18 protein-coding genes, 1 tRNA gene and 1 pseudogene are annotated in these 17,693 nt (G+C 65.4%); 12 read left to right on the top strand and 8 right to left on the bottom strand.

The features are described from left to right. Positions 1-94: 94 nt before the first annotated feature. The 3 genes from JQ572_RS30465 to JQ572_RS30455 all read left to right on the top strand — a co-directional run bounded on the left by JQ572_RS30465 (position 95) and on the right by JQ572_RS30455 (position 3,438). A complete protein-coding gene (locus JQ572_RS30465) occupies positions 95-2,110 on the top strand; it encodes an acetyl-CoA carboxylase biotin carboxylase subunit (protein ID WP_211386526.1) in 2,016 nt (671 codons plus the stop codon). A 165-nt stretch (positions 2,111-2,275) separates the two neighbouring features. Beyond that, on the top strand, positions 2,276-3,142 hold the full coding sequence (locus JQ572_RS30460; RefSeq protein WP_211386525.1) for an isocitrate lyase/PEP mutase family protein: 867 nt from the start codon (positions 2,276-2,278) through the stop codon (positions 3,140-3,142). Further along, complete coding sequence (locus JQ572_RS30455) at positions 3,139-3,438, top strand: acylphosphatase (RefSeq protein WP_211386524.1); 300 nt, start codon at positions 3,139-3,141, stop codon at positions 3,436-3,438. The genes JQ572_RS30460 and JQ572_RS30455 overlap by 4 nt, the downstream gene beginning before the upstream one ends. Before the next feature lie 39 nt (positions 3,439-3,477). Here JQ572_RS30455 and JQ572_RS30450 read toward each other — a convergent pair whose 3' ends face one another. Both JQ572_RS30450 and JQ572_RS30445 read right to left on the bottom strand, forming a co-directional pair. Then, positions 3,478-4,998, bottom strand: a complete 1,521-nt coding sequence (locus JQ572_RS30450; RefSeq protein ID WP_211386523.1) for a PAS domain-containing sensor histidine kinase — start codon at positions 4,996-4,998, stop codon at positions 3,478-3,480. A 126-nt stretch (positions 4,999-5,124) separates the two neighbouring features. Next, complete coding sequence (locus JQ572_RS30445) at positions 5,125-5,976, bottom strand: LysR family transcriptional regulator (RefSeq protein ID WP_211386522.1); 852 nt, start codon at positions 5,974-5,976, stop codon at positions 5,125-5,127. 113 nt (positions 5,977-6,089) lie between these two features. On the opposite strand from JQ572_RS30445, the gene JQ572_RS30440 reads away from it, so the two are divergent. Further along, the gene (locus tag JQ572_RS30440) at positions 6,090-6,512 is read left to right on the top strand and encodes a tautomerase family protein (protein WP_211386521.1); all 423 of its coding nucleotides are present in this window, start codon (positions 6,090-6,092) and stop codon (positions 6,510-6,512) included. A 41-nt stretch (positions 6,513-6,553) separates the two neighbouring features. Here the strand turns inward: JQ572_RS30440 and JQ572_RS30435 are convergent, their stop codons facing one another. After that, on the bottom strand, positions 6,554-7,267 hold the full coding sequence (locus JQ572_RS30435) for a DNA helicase (protein WP_211386520.1): 714 nt from the start codon (positions 7,265-7,267) through the stop codon (positions 6,554-6,556). 198 nt (positions 7,268-7,465) lie between these two features. Further along, on the bottom strand, positions 7,466-8,203 hold the full coding sequence (gene lipB / locus JQ572_RS30430) for a lipoyl(octanoyl) transferase LipB (protein ID WP_211386519.1): 738 nt from the start codon (positions 8,201-8,203) through the stop codon (positions 7,466-7,468). Between the two features lie 74 nt (positions 8,204-8,277). Between lipB and JQ572_RS30425 the strand changes: the two genes are divergently transcribed. Together JQ572_RS30425 and JQ572_RS30420 are read left to right on the top strand one after the other, a co-directional pair. Further along, entirely contained in the window at positions 8,278-8,520 is a 243-nt protein-coding gene (locus JQ572_RS30425) for a FliM/FliN family flagellar motor switch protein (RefSeq protein ID WP_011088012.1), read from the top strand. 176 nt (positions 8,521-8,696) lie between these two features. After that, a tRNA-Leu gene (locus tag JQ572_RS30420) sits at positions 8,697-8,781 on the top strand. A gap of 159 nt (positions 8,782-8,940) precedes the next feature. Here JQ572_RS30420 and JQ572_RS35170 read toward each other — a convergent pair. Next, a pseudogene (locus JQ572_RS35170) lies at positions 8,941-9,118 on the bottom strand (formate dehydrogenase accessory sulfurtransferase FdhD); the annotation flags it as partial. A 207-nt stretch (positions 9,119-9,325) separates the two neighbouring features. Between JQ572_RS35170 and JQ572_RS30410 the strand changes: the two are divergent. Next, the gene (locus tag JQ572_RS30410; protein ID WP_211386517.1) at positions 9,326-10,072 is read left to right on the top strand and encodes a Crp/Fnr family transcriptional regulator; all 747 of its coding nucleotides are present in this window, start codon (positions 9,326-9,328) and stop codon (positions 10,070-10,072) included. 241 nt (positions 10,073-10,313) lie between these two features. Here the strand turns inward: JQ572_RS30410 and JQ572_RS30405 are convergent, their stop codons facing one another. Then, positions 10,314-10,571 (bottom strand): hypothetical protein, encoded by a 258-nt coding sequence (locus tag JQ572_RS30405; protein WP_211386516.1) that lies wholly within the window; start codon positions 10,569-10,571, stop codon positions 10,314-10,316. Positions 10,572-10,853: 282 nt separating this feature from the next. On the opposite strand from JQ572_RS30405, the gene JQ572_RS30400 reads away from it, so the two are divergent. Continuing rightward, positions 10,854-11,228, top strand: a complete 375-nt coding sequence (locus tag JQ572_RS30400; RefSeq protein ID WP_151649753.1) for a hypothetical protein — start codon at positions 10,854-10,856, stop codon at positions 11,226-11,228. A 7-nt stretch (positions 11,229-11,235) separates the two neighbouring features. On the opposite strand, the gene JQ572_RS30395 is transcribed toward JQ572_RS30400, so the two are convergent. Continuing rightward, positions 11,236-12,561 (bottom strand): polysaccharide deacetylase family protein, encoded by a 1,326-nt coding sequence (locus tag JQ572_RS30395; RefSeq protein WP_211386515.1) that lies wholly within the window; start codon positions 12,559-12,561, stop codon positions 11,236-11,238. Positions 12,562-12,753: 192 nt separating this feature from the next. Then, the gene (locus JQ572_RS30390; protein WP_433996208.1) at positions 12,754-13,560 is read right to left on the bottom strand and encodes a polysaccharide deacetylase family protein; all 807 of its coding nucleotides are present in this window, start codon (positions 13,558-13,560) and stop codon (positions 12,754-12,756) included. 82 nt (positions 13,561-13,642) lie between these two features. Between JQ572_RS30390 and mgtE the strand changes: the two genes are divergently transcribed. The 4 genes from mgtE to JQ572_RS30370 all read left to right on the top strand — a co-directional run bounded on the left by mgtE (position 13,643) and on the right by JQ572_RS30370 (position 17,509). Then, positions 13,643-15,064 carry a magnesium transporter gene (gene mgtE / locus JQ572_RS30385; protein WP_211386514.1) on the top strand — a complete coding sequence of 474 codons (1,422 nt, stop codon included), beginning with the start codon at positions 13,643-13,645 and terminating at the stop codon, positions 15,062-15,064. A 187-nt stretch (positions 15,065-15,251) separates the two neighbouring features. After that, positions 15,252-15,584 carry a helix-turn-helix domain-containing protein gene (locus tag JQ572_RS30380; RefSeq protein WP_211386513.1) on the top strand — a complete coding sequence of 111 codons (333 nt, stop codon included), beginning with the start codon at positions 15,252-15,254 and terminating at the stop codon, positions 15,582-15,584. A 133-nt stretch (positions 15,585-15,717) separates the two neighbouring features. Then, positions 15,718-16,536 carry an aldo/keto reductase gene (locus tag JQ572_RS30375; RefSeq protein ID WP_211386512.1) on the top strand — a complete coding sequence of 273 codons (819 nt, stop codon included), beginning with the start codon at positions 15,718-15,720 and terminating at the stop codon, positions 16,534-16,536. A gap of 49 nt (positions 16,537-16,585) precedes the next feature. Continuing rightward, entirely contained in the window at positions 16,586-17,509 is a 924-nt protein-coding gene (locus JQ572_RS30370) for a hypothetical protein (RefSeq protein ID WP_211386511.1), read from the top strand. Positions 17,510-17,693 lie beyond the last annotated feature (184 nt).

The raw sequence follows: 17,693 nt of genomic DNA, 5'->3' as shown, positions 1-17,693 counted from the left end.
CGGATTTTGATGTACCACGGGAGCCACACGGCCCGTCCCATAGGCCCCAACGGCCAGGGAAGGGTCCCGCCCAAGGTCGAGACTCAAGAAAAGCATGTTCAAACGCATTCTGATCGCCAATCGCGGCGAAATCGCCTGCCGGGTCATCAAGACCGCTCGCCGCATGGGAATTCAGACGGTCGCGGTCTATTCCGAGGCCGATCGCGATGCCCTTCATGTCGAGATGGCTGACGAGGCCGTGCTGATAGGCCCGCCCGCCGCGGCCGAGAGCTATCTGGTGATCGAGAAGATCGTGGAGGCCTGCCGCAAGACGGGCGCCGAGGCCGTACATCCCGGCTACGGCTTCCTCTCCGAGCGCGAGGCATTTCCGCGGGCGCTGGAAGCGGCCGGCATCGTCTTCATCGGCCCCAACCCGGGCGCGATCGCGGCGATGGGCGACAAGATCGAATCCAAGAAGGCCGCCGCAAAGGCCAAGGTCTCGACCGTGCCCGGCTATCTCGGCGTGATCGAGGACGCCAAACACGCGGTCAAGATCGCTGACGAGATCGGCTATCCCGTGATGATCAAGGCCTCGGCCGGTGGCGGCGGCAAGGGCATGCGCATCGCCCATTCGACCGCCGAGGTCGCCGAGGGCTTCAACCTCGCCAAGGCCGAGGCGAAAGCTTCGTTCGGCGACGACCGCGTCTTCGTCGAGAAGTTCATCGTCGATCCCCGCCACATCGAAATCCAGGTGCTGGGCGACAAGCATGGCAACGTGATCTATCTCGGCGAGCGCGAGTGCTCGATCCAGCGCCGTAACCAGAAGGTCATCGAGGAGGCGCCGTCGCCGCTGCTCGACGAGGCCACCCGCCGCAAGATGGGTGAGCAGGCGGTCGCGCTGGCCAAGGCCGTGAACTACGATTCCGCCGGCACCGTCGAATTCGTCGCGGGGCAGGACAAGAGCTTCTACTTCCTGGAGATGAACACGCGCCTCCAGGTCGAGCATCCCGTCACCGAGCTCGTCACCGGTGTCGACCTCGTCGAGCAGATGCTCCGCGTCGCCGCCGGCGAGAAGCTCGCGATCAGCCAGAAGGACGTCACGCTCACCGGCTGGGCGGTGGAGTCCCGTCTCTACGCCGAAGACCCGTTCCGCAACTTCCTGCCGTCGATCGGACGTCTGGTGAAATACCGCCCGCCGGCTGAAGCGAGCCAGGACGGCATCACGATCCGCAACGACACCGGCGTGCAGGAGGGCGGCGAGATCTCTATCCATTACGATCCGATGATCGCCAAGCTCGTCACCCATGCGCCCTCGCGCGCGGCCGCGATCGAGGCACAGGCCACGGCGCTGGATTCGTTCTATGTCGACGGCATCAGGCACAATATCCCGTTCCTGTCGGCGCTGATGCATCATCCGCGCTGGCGCGAGGGCCGGCTCTCGACCGGCTTCATCGCCGAGGAATTCCCCAAAGGATTTGCGGTCCGCATGCCGGAAGGCGAGGTCGCACGGCGGATCGCCGCGGTCGGCGCCGCCATCGATCACGTGCTGGGTGAGCGCAAGCGGCAGATCTCCGGCCAGATGGGCGGCCGCATCGTGCAGCGCGAGCGGCGCCGCGCGGTCTGGCTCGACCGCCAGGAAATATCGCTCGAGGTCGCGCGCGAGGGCGAGGCGATCGCAATTCGATTCGTCGACGCCGAGGGCAAGACCGGCAATGCGCATCTGTTGCAGTCGCCGTGGAAGCCCGGCGATCCGGTCTGGCAGGGCACCATCGACGGCCACCTCGTCGCGGTGCAGACGCGTCCGATCGCCAACGGCATCCGCCTTGCGCATCAGGGCGTCGAGGTGCCGGTCTATGTCTGGACCGAAGCGGAAGCCGCTTCCGCGCGGCTGATGCCGGTGACGACGGCGTCCGACACCGGCAAGAAGCTGCTCTGCCCGATGCCGGGTCTCGTGGTCTCGATCGCGGTGACCGAAGGGCAGGAGGTCAAGGCCGGCGAGACGCTCGCGGTGGTCGAAGCCATGAAGATGCAGAACGTGCTGCGCGCAGAGCAGGACGGCACTGTCAAGAAGGTCCACGCCAGCGCCGGTGCGACGCTCGCGGTGGACGCGCTGATTTTGGAGTTTGCGTAAGGTGTGAGTGGGGAGGGCGGTCTGTCTCCCCCTGAGCACCGTCATTGCGAGGAGCCTGGCGACGAAGCAATCCAGTCTGTCTCCGCAGAGCATTTCTGGATTGCTTCGCTTCGCTCGCAATGACGGAGTATGCTGCGGCCTCCGTGACCTAACCGAGACAGCACCATGGCCTTTCGTTCCCGCCGCGAAAAACTGCGATCGATCCTGTCGGGCTCGGCCTGTGTTCATCCCGGCTCGGTCTACGACGCCATCTCGATCCGTATCGCCGAGGATTTCGGTTTTCCGCTCGGCATGTTCGGAGGCTCGGTGGCTTCGCTCGCGGTGCTCGGCGACCCCGATGTCACGCTGATCACGCTGACCGAGCTTGCCGAGCAGATGCGACGGATGTCGCGCGCGGCGACGCTTGCCGTGCTGGTCGATGCCGATCACGGCTACGGCAACGCGCTCAACGTGCGCCGCACGGTGCAGGAGCTGGAGACGGCGGGCGCCGCCGGCCTCACCATCGAGGACACGCTGCTGCCGGCCGCCTTTGGCGAAGCAAAGACGCAGCTGATCTCGCTGGAGGAGGGCGTCGGCAAGATGAAAGCTGCGCTTGGCGGCCGCAGCGATCCCTCGCTCGTCGTTATGGGCCGTACTGGGGCTGCCTCGATCACCTCGATCGAGGATGCGATCCGCCGCGCCAAAGCCTATGAAGCTGCCGGTGTCGATGCGCTGTTCTTCACCGGCATCAAGTCGCGCACCGAGCTCGAGGCCATCGCATCTGCCACTCGCCTGCCGATCGTGCTTGGCGGCGCGCCGGAGGAGCTGAGCGCGCCGGACTATCTCGCCGCCCAGCGCGTGCGCATCGCGCTCCAGGGGCATGCCCCGATCGCAGCTGCGACGCAGGCCGTGTACGATACGCTCAAGTCGCTCCGCGAGGGTACCGCGCCGAAAAATCTGAAAGGCCTCGCATCATCGGACCTGACCGCCCGCGTCATGCGCGAGGCCGAGACGAAGGCGCGCATTGCCGATGTCCTGGGGTTGAAGACATGAGCCGGGCGATCCTCCAGGTCGTGATCCGCGGCCGCGTGCAGGGCGTCGGCTACCGGGCCTGGCTCGAGTCCCAGGCGGTTGCCTGCGGGCTGGAAGGCTGGGTTCGCAACCGTCGCGACGGCAGCGTGGAAGCGCTGTTCGCGGGTGCGCCGAACCATGTCGCCGACATGGTCGCCCTGTGCCGCCACGGCCCACCGTCCTCGCGCGTGGACAGCGTCACCAGCGAGACCGCCGGTGCCGATGAACTGAACCTGCGCCGGGCAGGGGAGGCGTTTTCGGTGTTGCCGACGATCTGAGAGCCAAGCCTCTCGGCGCAAGCGGCGCGCGGTGAAGCATCATCGCGGCAGCTTGGCGATCGCCTCGCTCAATTCGTGGATCTCGTAGGGCTTGCGCAGGATCGGAAAATCACCGCGCACGCCGGCCGCGACGTCGCTGTAGCCGGTGGCGAGCAGGACCGGCAGGTCGGGGCGGGTCTGGCGCAGATGATGGGCGAGGCTGAGCCCGTCCATCTTGCCGGGCATGACGATATCGGAGAATACGAAGTCGACGCCATTCTTCTCGATCTCAAGCAGTGCGGCTTCGGCATCGGGGACCCGGCACACCTGGTAACCGAGCTGCTCGAGAAGACCGATGCTGACGAGGGCAACGTCGGGATTGTCCTCGACCAGCAGCACGGTGCCGGTGCCGAGGACCGGAGCTGTTTCAGGCGGCTCGCTCGGTATGGTCGCGGTTTCCCGCGGCAGCAAGATGGTGAAGGTGGTGCCCTTGCCGAGCTCGCTTGCGACCTTGATGGTGCCGCCCGCCTGATGTGCAAAGCCGTGAACCTGCGACAGGCCAAGACCGGTGCCTTTGCCGACCGGCTTGGTCGTGAAGAACGGCTCGAAGATCTTGTCGACGACGTCGGAGGGAATGCCAAGCCCGGTATCGGCCACGGTGATGGCGACGAATTCGCCGCTGTGGAGCGGATCGTCAAGGACGACGTTGTGTGCGCCGATCGTCACCGTGCCGCCGTCGGGCATGGCGTCGCGGGCGTTGATGACGAGATTGAGCAACCCCGTCTCGAACTCGGAGACATCGGCCTTGACCGGCCATACGTTGCGCTCGACGTCGAAGGCGAGACGCACGGAGCTGCCGACGCCTGCTTCGAGAACCTCTCGGATTGCCGCGATGCGCGCCGCAAGCTCGATCGCCTGCGGATTGACGCTCTGCCGCCGGGCAAAGGTCAGGAGCTGGCTGGTCAGCGCGGCCCCGCGCTTGGTTGCGGCCTCGATCGCAGAGACCGCGCGCTGAAGCTTGGCGTCGTCGACATCGCCCCTCTTCAGGATGTGAAGGCTGCCGCTGATGATCATCAGGAGGTTGTTGAAGTCGTGCGCGACGCCGCCGGTGAGCTGCCCCAGCGCATCGAATTTCTGCGACTCGGCGAGCTGTGTCTGCATCGCCTCGAGCTTGAGCTGCGCATTGCGCCGCTCGGTGATGTCACGGGTGATCTTGGCAAAGCCGACGAGGGTCGCGTCCTCGTAGATGGGATCGATGATGACGCTCGCCCAGAAGAAGGTGCCGTCCTTGCGGACACGCCAGCCTTCCTCCTCGTAGCGGCCCTGGTCGCGCGCGGTGGCGAGCGCGCGAGCGGGCTTGCCGTTGGCACGGTCGGTCTCGGTGTAGAAGCGGGAGAAATGCTGGCCGAGGATCTCTTGGGGCAGGTAGCCCTTGATGCGCTCGCCGCCGATGTTCCAGCTCGTGATGATCCCGCTGGGATCGAGCATGTAGAGCGCGTAATCTGCAACTCCCTCCACCAACAGCCGGAAACTGCGTTCGCTTTCGAACAAGTCTCTCTGCTGACTGGACTTTTTAGTCATTCCGGACCCCACCTCAACGGGGGCAAACGCTCAAGGGGCGGTTTGGTTCCCCCTCTCTGGGAAGTTTTTAGGCAAATTCGGCGATGGGTATGCAGTCCCGAGGCGATCTGGTGAGCGTTTGCGGCGTCAAGCCGCGGCGCTCTTGAACGTCGCAGCGACCACCCGCAGCGCCGCAAGCTTTGCGGGATCGCTGACCTTCGAATGCAGCATCACCTTCGAGCTGCCGAGTTTTGGCAGCTTGTGTGCCGGCCCGATGTCGACGAGCCCGGCCGGCGCGATCCGCCGCGCCAGCGGCGCGATCGCAAGTCCGGCGAGGGCCGCAGCGACCACCGCGGTGACGCCGCCGCCGACAAAGCGTTCGCGCCAGGCGACGCCGGCCTTATCGAGTGCGCGCACGGCAATGGCGCGGACGCCGCACGGCGGGGCGAGCGTGGCGAGCGGCAGCGGCTCACCCTTGGGCAGGGCAAAGCGGCGTGAGGCGAACCAGCTGAATTCGTCCTCGGCCAGTTTTTCGCCGCCGCGGCGGCTGCCTTCCTGCCGGACGATCACCGCGTCCAGCTCGCCCGCGTCATAGGAATCCTGCATCTCGCGGGAGAAGCCGATGGTGACGGCGAGGGTGAGGTTTGAAGACATCGCGTGCAGGCGTTCGAGGAGCGGCACCAGCTCCGGCCCCGCGGCATGGTCGGAGATGCCGAGTGACAGCGACTGTGCGGCCGAGGTCTCGCCCGACAGCGCGCGGTCATGCGCCTGCATAAGCACGCGGGCGCGGTCGAGGAACGCCGCGCCATCGGCGGTGAGCCGGACCGCGCGCGGCGAGCGCTCGACGAGGCGCTTGCCGAGCAGTGTCTCCAGTCGTTGCAGTTTTAAGCTGACCGCCGCCTGCGTGGTGCCAAGCGCTTCGGCGGCACGGGTAAAGCTCTGGAGGTCGGCGACCAGCAGGAAGGCCTGGACGGTGGTGATGTCGAGCGTTGCTATCATTATGAATCGTTATCACTGGTATCAAAAGAGATAAGATACCAAAATGATGGACGAGGGTCTAGCTTCTCATCAACGCCGCACAACACCAGCGCGGCAATTTGAGGAGAACGACCATGCCCCTGATCACCGTGTCCTACACCAGCTCCCGCCAGTCGCCGTCGCTGAAGGCCGACATCGCCAGCGCGGTGTCCGAGCTCACCGCAAAAATCCTCCACAAGGATCCCAAGGTCACCGCCATCATCGTGAAGCCTGTGGACGCGAGCGACTGGTTCGCCGGCGGCAAGTCGCTGGCCGAGCAGAAGCTTGCCAGCTACTGGATCGACATCCACGTCAGCGAGGGCACCAACACCAAGGACGAGAAGGCGGCCTACCTCGCCGCCATGTTCAAGCGCATGGCCGAGATTTTGGGACCGCTGCATCCCGAAACCTATCTGCATGTCGACGAGGTCAAGGGCGATGCCTACGGCTTTGGTGGCCTGACCCAGGAGCGCCGCTACATCGCCGGCAAGCTCGAGGTGCCGCTGGCTGCGGCGTGAAGCAAAGCCGCGGGCGAGCCAACTCACCCGCGGCCTGGTCGTCAGCTCGCGGCGCGGAACTGAACTTCGTCCTTGTTCAGGAAGCACGTCTTGTCGAACAGCTTCAGGTCCAGCGGGTTCGGCAGCCTGACATCGCCAAGGTCTGGGCAGGGCTTGATCGCGGGATCATAGGACCGGTCGATCTGCGAGATGAAGACGACGATCAGCCCCTTGTCGCGCGCGAACGATTTCAGCGCGCGCACCTGGACGGTCAGGTCGGGATTTTCCCGCCGCTGGTCGAGCAGTTGCAGATAGTCGATCACCACGACCGTGCCGCGGGGCGCGGTGGCCATCTGCTTGACGACGTAGTCGGCGCTGATCGCGTCGGAGCAATCGACCTCGAACAGTTCTTCGAACTGCGCGGGGTCGGCGCCGATCGCCCTGAAGCGATCGAGCACATTTCTCTCGGTGTATTCGAGCGAGAAGAACGCGGCGCGATGGCCCGAGCGCATGGCCTCCACGGCGAGTTCGAGGCTCATCAGCGTCTTGCCCTGGCCAGGGCGTGCCCCGACCAGCACCAAATCGCCGGGCTTGAATTGCGGAAACAGCCTGCTCGCCGGCGTCAGTGCTGCGGCTTTCGCCGCGAGCATGCTCCAGGCGGAAAAGCCTTCCGTCGCGGCGATGCGATCGAGCGCGGCGTGCAGCGGAATGCCTTGCTCGCGCGACAGGCGCTTCGCTTTGCGTTTAAGATGATGGATTGGTGCAGACAACTTCATCGTCAAAACCTCCTATTGCGAGCAGAAGCGCAATCCCTCCTTATGCCTGGCGCTCGAACAGTCGGTCCGATGGTTTAGTCGCCCGACATGAATTCTGCTTTCCCGGCGGAGGGGGGAGGCGTGGGCGGCACCGGACCCAAGCGTAACCGATTCCGCGATGGGCGGAGAACAGGCGCGGTCGGCTCAAACAGAAAAATGTTAGACGGCCGCCTCTGGCAGCAGCGCCCGCGTCGGCCCGAACAGCTCCTCAAACGCCTGCCGAAGTGCGACGTCGACATCGGCCATGGTCACGAGCTGGCCGAGGTCGATGAGCGAGGTGACGCCGTAGCGGGGATCGGCGACGCCGCAGGGCACGATGCCGGCGAAATGAGACAGCTCCGGCTCGACATTGATTGCGATGCCGTGGAACGAGACCCAACGCTTCAGCCGGACGCCGATCGCCGCGATCTTGTCCTCGTGCTCGGGTCCCTTGTCGGGCCGCTTCACCCAGACGCCGACCCGGTCCTCGCGCCGCTCGCCGCGGACGTTGAAGGCGGCGAGGGTGCGCAGAATCAGCTCCTCCAGGCTCGCGACATAGGCCCGGACGTCCGGCCGGCGTCGCTTGAGGTCGAGCATGATATAGGCCACGCGCTGGCCGGGCCCGTGATAGGTGAGCTGGCCGCCGCGCCCGGTGGCAAAGGTCGGGAATCGGGCATCTAGCAGGTCGGATTCCTTGCCCGAGGTGCCGGACGTGTAGAGCGGGGGGTGTTCGAGCAGCCAGACCAGCTCCGGCGCCTCGCCCGCCGCGATCGCCGCAACACGCGCCTCCATGGCGGCAACCGCGTCCGGATAGGGCACCGGCACGTCGGAGATTTGCCATTCCACGGGCGTGCCGCGGGAGGCGGAAAACGACGTCAAATCGAGGTCTTGGCGAGGGTTTTGAGGCGAATTAACCATTGGCTAACCATAACCGGGTGATGATCGCAGGGGCAAATGCCAAGTCCTTAGTCCCAAGTTGCGGTGGTGCTGACGTGCCTACACTCGACAAAGTCACCGTGGATCTCATGGTCGTCCTCGGGACGACCACCATGCCGATTCATCAAGTATTACGTCTTTCCCGCGGCGCCATCATCGAGCTGGACGCAACCGAGGCCGACGAGGTCAAGGTTTTGGCCAATAATTTGCCGGTGGCCTCCGGCGTGGTGCTGGTCGACCGCAACCGGATCGCGGTCGAGGTCAAGCAGATGCTGCCGCGCACCCCCGGCACGCGGTAGCGGCCCGGGCACGCGATAGCAGCCGGGGATAGGCCGATCCCGGCGCAACGAGCCGGAACTTTCCTGACAAGCTTGTGGAATTCAGGGCCTTTGGAGGCTTGTACCCCTCTGACGGATTTGTTAGATCGGCGCCGTTGATCCGGCTGGCCTTCAGGCCTCAAGCCGGCATCCCCAAAGCGCTCGTGGCGGAATTGGTAGACGCGCTGCCTTGAGGTGGCAGTGAGTAAAATCGTGGGGGTTCGAGTCCCTCCGAGCGCACCATCTAGCCACGTTGGCATTGAAATCCTTCAGTTTTTTGATGCGAGATCGCGTGCTGCCCGCTGGTCTCGCGCCATGTCGGCGGCGCGCTGATTCCTTCCCCTGACGCTGGGTGGACCTCGATTCGCCTCGGCTTGGGAAACTCGGAAGCTCGATCTGAATTGCTTCCGGCATGGACACCTGCGCCGGATGGCTGAAGATCTCGAATGCGCTGCCGCGCGCGATGCCGACAAGCGTGATCCCGCTGGCTTCGGCCGTTCGGCGCGGTCGGTGCGGACATGGCAACGGCGACACTGGCGCCGATGGCGGCGGTCTTTTGCACCATCTCCACCGATCGACGGCCGGCTCAATGCCTTCGCGCGGACCCGGGCCCTGGTCGCGCGCGATCCGGATGGCAGCCTCGATCTGGAATTTCCTGGCGCATCGACGAAGCCGAGCAGCCTTCGCAACTCCTGTTCGAATGGTCCTTCAACCCGGCCGGGCTGACCTGCGTCCTCGCCATTCCTCTGAGCAAGCGCGCGTTTCACACGCCTTCGATGGAGGGCTGATGCGCTCGCTGGGCATCTATGGAGATCATGCGCAAACGGTCGTTCGGCGCCTCAGCGCCTTGCGGCAATTGTCCGTGGAAGCCGTCGCCGCGCTCGAACAGGCCGTACTGGAAGGCTTGTTGCGAGCGGGGCCGGGCGAGGACCTGATCGCCGAGGGCGAACCTCTCGACAGCGTCCGGATTGTGCTGTCGGGCTGGGCGTTCCGCCACAAGACGCTCGAGGACGGAAGGCGGCAGATCGTCAATTTCATTTTCCCCGGCGAGACCTGCGACGCGCATGTCTATCTGCTGTCCGCCCTGGATCATACGATCTCGGCCGTGACGTCGGTCGTCTACGCCGAGATCAGGCGGGCGCCCTTCGAAAAACTGCTCGCGAGCGACCGGACGCTGGCGGAAGCTTTCATGTGCGAGACCCTGCTGAACAACGCGATCCAGCGCGAATGGGTGATCAATCTTGGACGCCGCGTCGCGCTGGAGCGCGTGGCTCATCTGTTCTGCGAGATCCACGAGCGGCTTCGCCCCGTTGGCCTGGTCGACGGAAATTCCTGCGCGCCGCCGGTCACCCAGATGGACCTCGCGGACGCGACCGGCCTCTCGGTGGTCCATCTCAATCGCACCATCCAGGAATTGCGGGCATCCGGGCTGATCGTGCTCCGCGAGCGAACCCTGACGATCCCGGACCTCGACGCGCTCAAGAGCGCCGCGCTGTATTCGCCGAGCTATCTGGAGATCTATCGGCGCGGCTGACGAGCGAACTGAAGATCAACCCGATTCACGTGAGCCGCCGTTCGAACAGCGCGAAGCGCCTCGCTCGTGCTGGTCCACGACAGGCCGCCGACCGGCCGCAATCGCTCAAGGTCCAGGGCGCGAAGGATGCGAAAGGCTCGGAAGAGCTGACCGTCATCGGCAAGATCGACCTTGCCGCGCTGGTCATGATGATCGCTGGATCGGTCACCGTCGGACCTAACGTCGCCCGGTCACGGCGTCCTCAGCCATATTCCTCGCCGATGCCGTATTCCCGGTAGATCTCCAGCGGGTCGAGGTCGGGAAACAGGCGGCATTTGGCCTGGGCGAGGTGCAGGCTCACCGCCGCCGGCTCCTTGCCGCTCGACAGCATCTTGCGGATGTCGTCCATATGCGCGTTGGGCTGGTGCTTCGGCTCGAGCTGCTCCAGGGCGACCAGCGCAGTCGCCAGCGCCTCGGTCAGAACCCAGTCGTCGTGGCCCGTGATTCCCTTCTTCGGCATCGGCAGACCCCACCAGTGGCGGCCAGCAGTCTACCGTAGCTTCCGCGGAATCGCCATCGCGCCGCGGCGACCGGGTACGGAACAAGCTGCTAGCGTATGCGCGCTTGCATTGTGGCTTCGCGTGGCTAAAAGGCGGCAATTGCGTGGGGATCGTATCTTTCCTGAAACGAAGTTGGCGTAGACGGGCCTGCGCCGCGTCCCGGCCGGCTGTTCCGGTCTGGGTTTCCTGATCCCGAATTCGCAACACGCGTCCGGTTGCTCTCCCGCAAGGCTCAAGCCCGCATGGTCTTTCTAAGCTTCGTCTATCGCTTCGTGACCAACTTCGCCTTCATGGCGATGGTCTATTTCAGCCTGAACTTCATGGAGAAATACCAGAACCGGGCGATCATCGCGATTCTGGTGCTGGTCTATGCCGGCATGCGCGCGGCCTCGACGCTGCGCGCGTTCTACTTCTTCCAGAAGATCGAGAAGCTGGAAGCCGAGACCAAGCGGCTGCAGGGCCCGATCAATGACGGTTCGGGCGGAACGAACGCGCGCAAGCAGGTCGTGGCCGACGTCGCGCGGCTGCGGCGCGACGGCGAGCTCAAGTCCTATATGGACCTGTTCTTCCTGGCGCTGATCGTGCTGCTCTGCGTCGCCAACATCATGCGGCAATAGGGCTCTACTACGCGCGCTTCTTCAGGCTGGCGACGCGGGTTGGGCGCGGCGCAGAGCTCCTGGATGCAGTGCTCCTGGCTGCAGTGCTCTTGGATGCTGCGCTCTTGGGCGCAGTGCCATCGGTCTGCGAGGCATGCTTCGGTGCGGATGGCGTGGCGGAGTGTGCGGTCCGATGTCCGCGCGCCTTGCCGGCCTTGGCTTTGGCCGCATGAGGCGTCTCGGCCGCCATGGCGAGCCGGGTCGCGGCGCGCCGCGACAAGGTCGTCGACAGCAGCACCTCGACCGAGCCCTCGGGGATCGCAAACAGGCCGCGGCCGGGTACGGGCAGGGTGGATGCGACATCCACCTGCGCCTTGGTCGGGCGCGGCAGCAGCGACGGATGTCCGGTCTGGGCATTGAGATCGGCGAGCGCGGGCGCAGGAAGGGTCCTGGTCTGCGCGAAAACGAAATTCGGCACCGGCGGCCAATGCGCGATCGGCGTCGTCTCGGTCGGCGGATGCAGCAGCCACTCCACCGGCGTGGTCGGTGTCGCCGGCTGATCGGCGGTTGCGGGCACCACGTGCACGATGCGATAGCCGCGCGCCTTCAGATCGCGGATGATCTTCGGCAGCGCCGCCACCGTGCGGGCCTGGATGTCGTGCAGCAGAAGGATGCCCTTGCCCTTGGCCTCCAGCCGCTGGATCGCGAGCTGATAGACGCGGTCTGACGAGACATGCCGCCAGTCGTCGGCGGGAAAGTCGGCGCTCCAGACCTGGATGCCGCGCGAGATCAGGTAATTCTCGACGCCTTCGGCGCGCATCAGGCCGGGAATGCGGAAAAACGGCGCCAGCTTGGACGGGTCGGTCATCGCGGCCGAGGTCCACTCGATGCCGCCGTTGATCTCGGGCGCGAATTTTTCGATCGGCATCCGGTTGAACGTCAGCGGATGGCTCATGCTGTGCGTGCCGACGGTGTGGCCCGCTGCGACCAGCTTGCGCACGCCTTCGGGGTTCGCCTTGGCCTGCTGACCGATGATGAAGAAGGTCGCCTTGATGCACTCGTCGGCGAGGATCTGGAGCACCTGGTTGGAATATTTCGGCAGCGGACCGTCGTCGAAGGTCAGGACGACTTCATGGTCCTTCAGCGGCAGCGTCTCGCGGTACTGCATGGTGCCGATGCGCGGATGCTCGCGCGGATCGACCACGAGGGTGCGGGATGTCCCCAGCGCATCCGGATGGCCGGGGCAGTCCGCCGCAAGCGCCGCCGGCGATCCGACGGACAGAAATCCGAGGAATCCGCCAAGGCAGAGGACGATCCACGATCGCGTCCGGACAACAACGCTACTTCCGATCATGAACCCCGTCTGCCCTCATATGCGGTTGCCGCCATAGTAGGTCGGAGACATCGGGAAACGGTTCAGGCGCAAGAAACCCTTCCCGCTGCAAATCCCCTTGGCAAATCCCCTCAATACTTGCATGGCCTAGCATGAACAGACTGTTAATAGCGCCCAGATCACCCCATTTTGCGCCGGCGTGACATTCCGGCATCAACGCGCGTCGGCGTTCTTCTGTGATGGGCCCGCCGGCACGACGTGAACCACCCGATAGCCGTTCTCCCTCAGATACCGCAGGAAAGCCGGCATGATCGCGGCGGTGCGCGCCTTGGGATCGTGGAAGAGGACGATGCCCTTGCCGGCGGCGGCCAGGCGCTCGGTGACGAGCTTCAATTCCTGCTCCGGCGTCATTTCGTTCCAGTCGCTGGCCCACAGGTCCGCCCCGAACACGACGATGCCGCGGGACTGGAGCAGGTCGAGCTCGGCTTGCGTGGCCTCGAAATAGGGGAAGCGGAAGAACGGCGTCGAAGGCGTCGTCGTTGAGGTGCCGTGCAGCGCCATCTCGTCGGCGGTGATGCCGCGGTCGATCTCGCCCTTTGCCTTGTCGAGCGGGATCCGCGCCATGAACGGATGCGAGAAGGTGTGGTGGCCGATGGTGTGGCCCTCGCGGGCAATGCGCTTGACCATGTCGGGATATCGGGAGGCGTGCAGGCCGATCAGGAAGAAGGTCGCGCGCACGCATTCCTGCGCCAGCGCCGCCAGAACTTTCGAAGTCGTCGGCGGGTTCGGGCCGTCGTCGAAGGTCAGCACGACCTCGTGATCGGCGAGGGGGAGCGTCTGCGGAAAGCTCTTCAAGCCGACGCGCGGCGTGGTCCTGGCATCGACGCTCAGAAGGCGCGAGGTGCCGAGCGCGTCCTTGCGCGGGCATTCGGCGGCTTCGGTCGAGGCGATGCCGGTGAGAGCGGCCAGCGCCGCGCCTGCCGACATCGAGGTCCACCTCAGTCGAAGCATCTTTGTCATTGCGCTCGCGATTGCCTTGTGGGTATTGCCTGAGCCGTCAGCTCAGACCACCCGATCCAACCTGTCAAACGGCGAGGCGCCCATGGATGAACATATGGACGTTGCCCGATCCGCCGCGGATTCGGTACTCGACCACGTGCCGATGCGCAATGAAGACGGCGAAATTCGTCACGAATTCGTCGCGGAAATTGCCCATGCGATCGAGGCCGGCGACAGCGCCGCGCTGCGGGCCTGCGTCGCCGAGCTCCACGAGGCCGATCTCGGCGATCTGATCGGAGCTCTCGAGCCCGACGACCGCGTCCGCCTGGTCGAGTTGACCGGGCGCGACTTCGACTTCTCGGCACTCAACGAACTCGACGAGGGCGTGCGCGAGGAGATCCTCGAGGAGCTGCCGCCGGAGACGGTCGCGGAGGGCGTCCGCGAGCTCGAATCCGACGACGCGGTCGAGCTGCTGGAAACCCTCGACCAGGAAGAGCAGGAGGAGATCCTCGAGAAGCTGCCTTTGCAGGAGCGCGTCGCGCTCGAGCGCAGCCTGCTGTATCCGGAAAATTCCGCCGGCCGGCGGATGCAGACCGAGTTCATCGCGGTGCCCCAGGATTTCACCGTGGGCCAGGCGATCGACTACATGCGCGAGACGCCGGACCTGCCCGACCGCTTCTACGAGATCTACGTCGTCGATAAAGATCAGCACTGGCAGGGCGCGGTCTCGCTCGACGTGCTGCTGCGCGCGCGCCGCCCGGTGGCGCTTGCCGAGCTGACCGACGAGGATCGCCGCCGCGTTTCCGTCCTGGAGGACCAGGAGGCGGTGGCGCGCATGTTCGGCAAGTACAATCTCGTCGCGGCCCCGGTGCTCGACACCCAGGATCGCCTCGTCGGCGTCATCACGGTCGACGACGTCGTCGACGTGATCGAGGAGGAGGCGGACGAGGACCTCAAGGCGCTCGGCGGCGTCAACAGCGACGAAGAGCTCTCCGACACCGTGTTCACCATTGCACGGGCGCGGTTCAACTGGCTGCTGGTCAATCTCGCGACCGCCTTTCTCGCATCGTCCGTGCTCGGCCTGTTCGAGGGCCAGCTCGAGAAGATGGTAGCGCTCGCCGTGCTGGCGCCGATCGTGGCGAGCCAGGGCGGCAATGCAGCGACCCAGACCATGACGGTCGCGGTGCGGGCGCTGGCGACGCGCGAGCTCGGCTCCTCCAACGCCTGGCGCGTGGTGATGCGCGAAGGCCTGGTCGGTCTCGTCAACGGCCTCGCCTTCGCCGTGATCACGGGCATTGCCGCCGTGGCCTGGTTCAGGATCCCAGGCCTCGGCATCGTCATCGGGCTTGCGATCATCTGCAACCTGGTCGCCGGGGCGCTCGGCGGCATCCTGATCCCGATGGCGCTCGAACGGGTCAGGGCCGATCCTGCCGTTGCCTCCGGCACGTTCGTGACAACGGTCACCGACGTCGTCGGCTTCTTCTCCTTCCTCGGCATCGCGACCTTGTGGTTCGGGTTGAGGTAGGGCTGCGCACTCTAGTGCCCCGGGCGCGCTGCAACGCCGTTAGCGTTGCTGCGCAGAACCGGGACCCCGGCTCTGCAGCGCATCGCTGAAGAAGCGCAGCGCCGTGTCCGGGGCACGAGACCCTACACGCACCATCACTTTAATCCGAACTTAAGCGACCTGCCACATCATTGCTCCGCTTGGGGGAATGGACATGCGGTTGCGGCTGAAGGCGGACGGGCGAGTCGTTGAGTTGCGGGACGGGCAAGAGTTTCCTGTCCAGCCGTTCCCTGTCCAGCCGTTTCCGGTCCAGCCTGCGGCCAATGCCGCGCAGGCCGACGCCAGCTCGCTCGCCGTGCGTGATTTGCGCCGCCGCGCCTGCCTGACCCAGATGGAGTTCGCCGCAAAACTCGGCGTTCCCGTCGAGACCATCCGCAACTGGGAGCAGGGCAAGCGCGCCCCCCGGGGACCCGCCCGCGCACTGCTCGCCGTGATCGCGCATGCGCCGGACACGGTGTTCCAGGCGCTCGCCAAAGCCTGACCTCAAGGCCCCGCGCGAACCTCCCGTTAGCATTGCGCTGAATATCCGGCCCGGCTGCCGGCGGCTTCCGTTGGCACGATGACCAGCGAGGTCCATACTGCCGTCAGGGGCTGCCGCACAGAGAGGATTCCTCATGCTGTTCGTCGAGGCCAGTGGCGCAAGGATACCGGCGATCGGGCTCGGGACCTGGGAGCTGAGCGGGCGGCTCGCTGCGCGCGTGGTCGAGCAGGCGCTGCGGCTCGGCTATCGCCACATCGATACCGCGCAGGTCTACGACAATGAGCGCGAGGTCGGCGAAGGCATGCGGGCCTCCGGCGTGCGCCGCGACGACATCTTTCTCACGACAAAGGTCTGGACCAACCATTTCGCGCCCCACGATCTCGAACGCTCGGTCAAGGAGAGCCTGGCGCGGATGCGGCTCCCGTCCGTCGATCTCCTGCTCCTGCACTGGCCCAATTCGCATGTGCCGCTGGAGGAGACGTTGGGGGCGCTGTCGCATGCCAAGCGCATGGGCCTGACCCGCCACATCGGCGTTTCCAATTTCACGGTGGCGCTGATCGAGCAGGCGGTGGCGTTGTCGAGCGAGCCGCTCGTCTGCAACCAGGTCGAATATCACCCTTATCTGGACCAGGCGAAGGTGAGGGCGGCCTGCGACCAGCATGGCCTTGCACTCGTCGCCTACAGCCCGATCGCCAAGGGACGTATCAAGACCGACCAGACGCTTGCGGAGATAGGGCGCGCCCATCGCAAGACGCCTGCGCAGGTCTGCCTGCGCTGGCTGGTGCAGCAGAATGTCGCTGCGATCCCGCGCACCTCGCGCGTCGAACGTCTGTCGGAGAACATCGAGATCTTCGATTTCGAGCTTTCGGACGACGAGATGGCGGCAATCGCCGCGCTGGCCAATCCCAGGGGCCGCCTGACCGATTTCGGCTTCGCGCCAAAATGGGATTGAGGGGCCGTTCGGGTATGCTACGACCTGCGTGGCAACCCAAGATCGGTCGATGGAACAGCGGAAGATTATACGGACGGACATTGCAGCGTCGGCGGTCGCGCATCTGACGCTGGTGGCGCTGATCATCGTGATCAGCGAGGTCCATCCGTTTCACGCGGCCGCGCCCGAGACCGTCACGGTCGACATCGTCACGCCGGAGCAGGTGAAGCAGGAAGAGGCCAAAGCCGAGGAGAAGGCCAGGGAGGAAGCGAAGGAGAAGCCGCCGGAGCCGCTGCCCGACCTGAAGCTGCCGAAGCTGGATTTCACCGACAAGGACAAGGCGGCAGAAGCGCCGAAGCCCGAGGCGAAGCAGCAGGGCGCTGCACCGTCCTCGAAGCAGCAGGCATCGCCGGAACCACCGCAGCAGAAACAGCCGCAGCCACAGCCTTCGCAGACGCCGCAGCAGCGCGAGGCAAACGCGCAGACGCAACCTCAACAACCGCAGCCTCAACAGACACAGCCACAGCCGCAGCCACAGGCCGCGCCGTCGCCGGCCTATCGGGCTCCGGAGCCTGACGTCACCATCAAATACGGGGTCGTGCTGGGCCTGCCGCCGGGGTTGCCGACGGAGCTGCCGAAAGACGCTCCCAAGGACGATGGCGGCGACGCCAAGGATTCGGTTGCATCCAAACTGCCGACCGAGGTCATCGCCGAGTTGCGCCGGCACTTGAGGAGTTGCGCAAAACTTCCGGCCGGGGTGTCGTCGACCGACAGCGTGCGCATCAAGCTGCGCGCGGTGCTCGCCACCGACGGCACGCTGACGCGCCCCCCGATCCTGATCGAAGCCCCGCCGTCCGCAAAGGGCGTGGCCCTGGTGAAGTCCGCAACGAGCGCGCTCGAGTCTTGCCAGCCTTACAAGATGCTGCCGGCCGACATGTACGAGGAATGGAAGGTGATAGACCTGCCGTTCAGCCCGCGGGATTTCGGCGGCTAACTCTCGCGTCGGCTAGGGGACCCTTGCTGTGTCGCACGTCTGTCAATCCGCCCGCACCAAAATATGCCGCTTTGCCGAAATTCGGTTTTGGCGTATGTGTTGCCCATCCCGGCTCATCCTTGAGGGGCGATCTTGTGGTCGTCATGTTCGCGAGCCGGGCTTGCGGTGGACGCGGCAGCGTCGG

This window comes from Bradyrhizobium sp. SZCCT0153, assembly GCF_018129995.1.
Classification (GTDB): domain Bacteria; phylum Pseudomonadota; class Alphaproteobacteria; order Rhizobiales; family Xanthobacteraceae; genus Bradyrhizobium; species Bradyrhizobium japonicum_G.
Note: the sequence above shows the minus strand (reverse complement) of the source record. Positions and strands in the feature narration are given on the sequence as shown.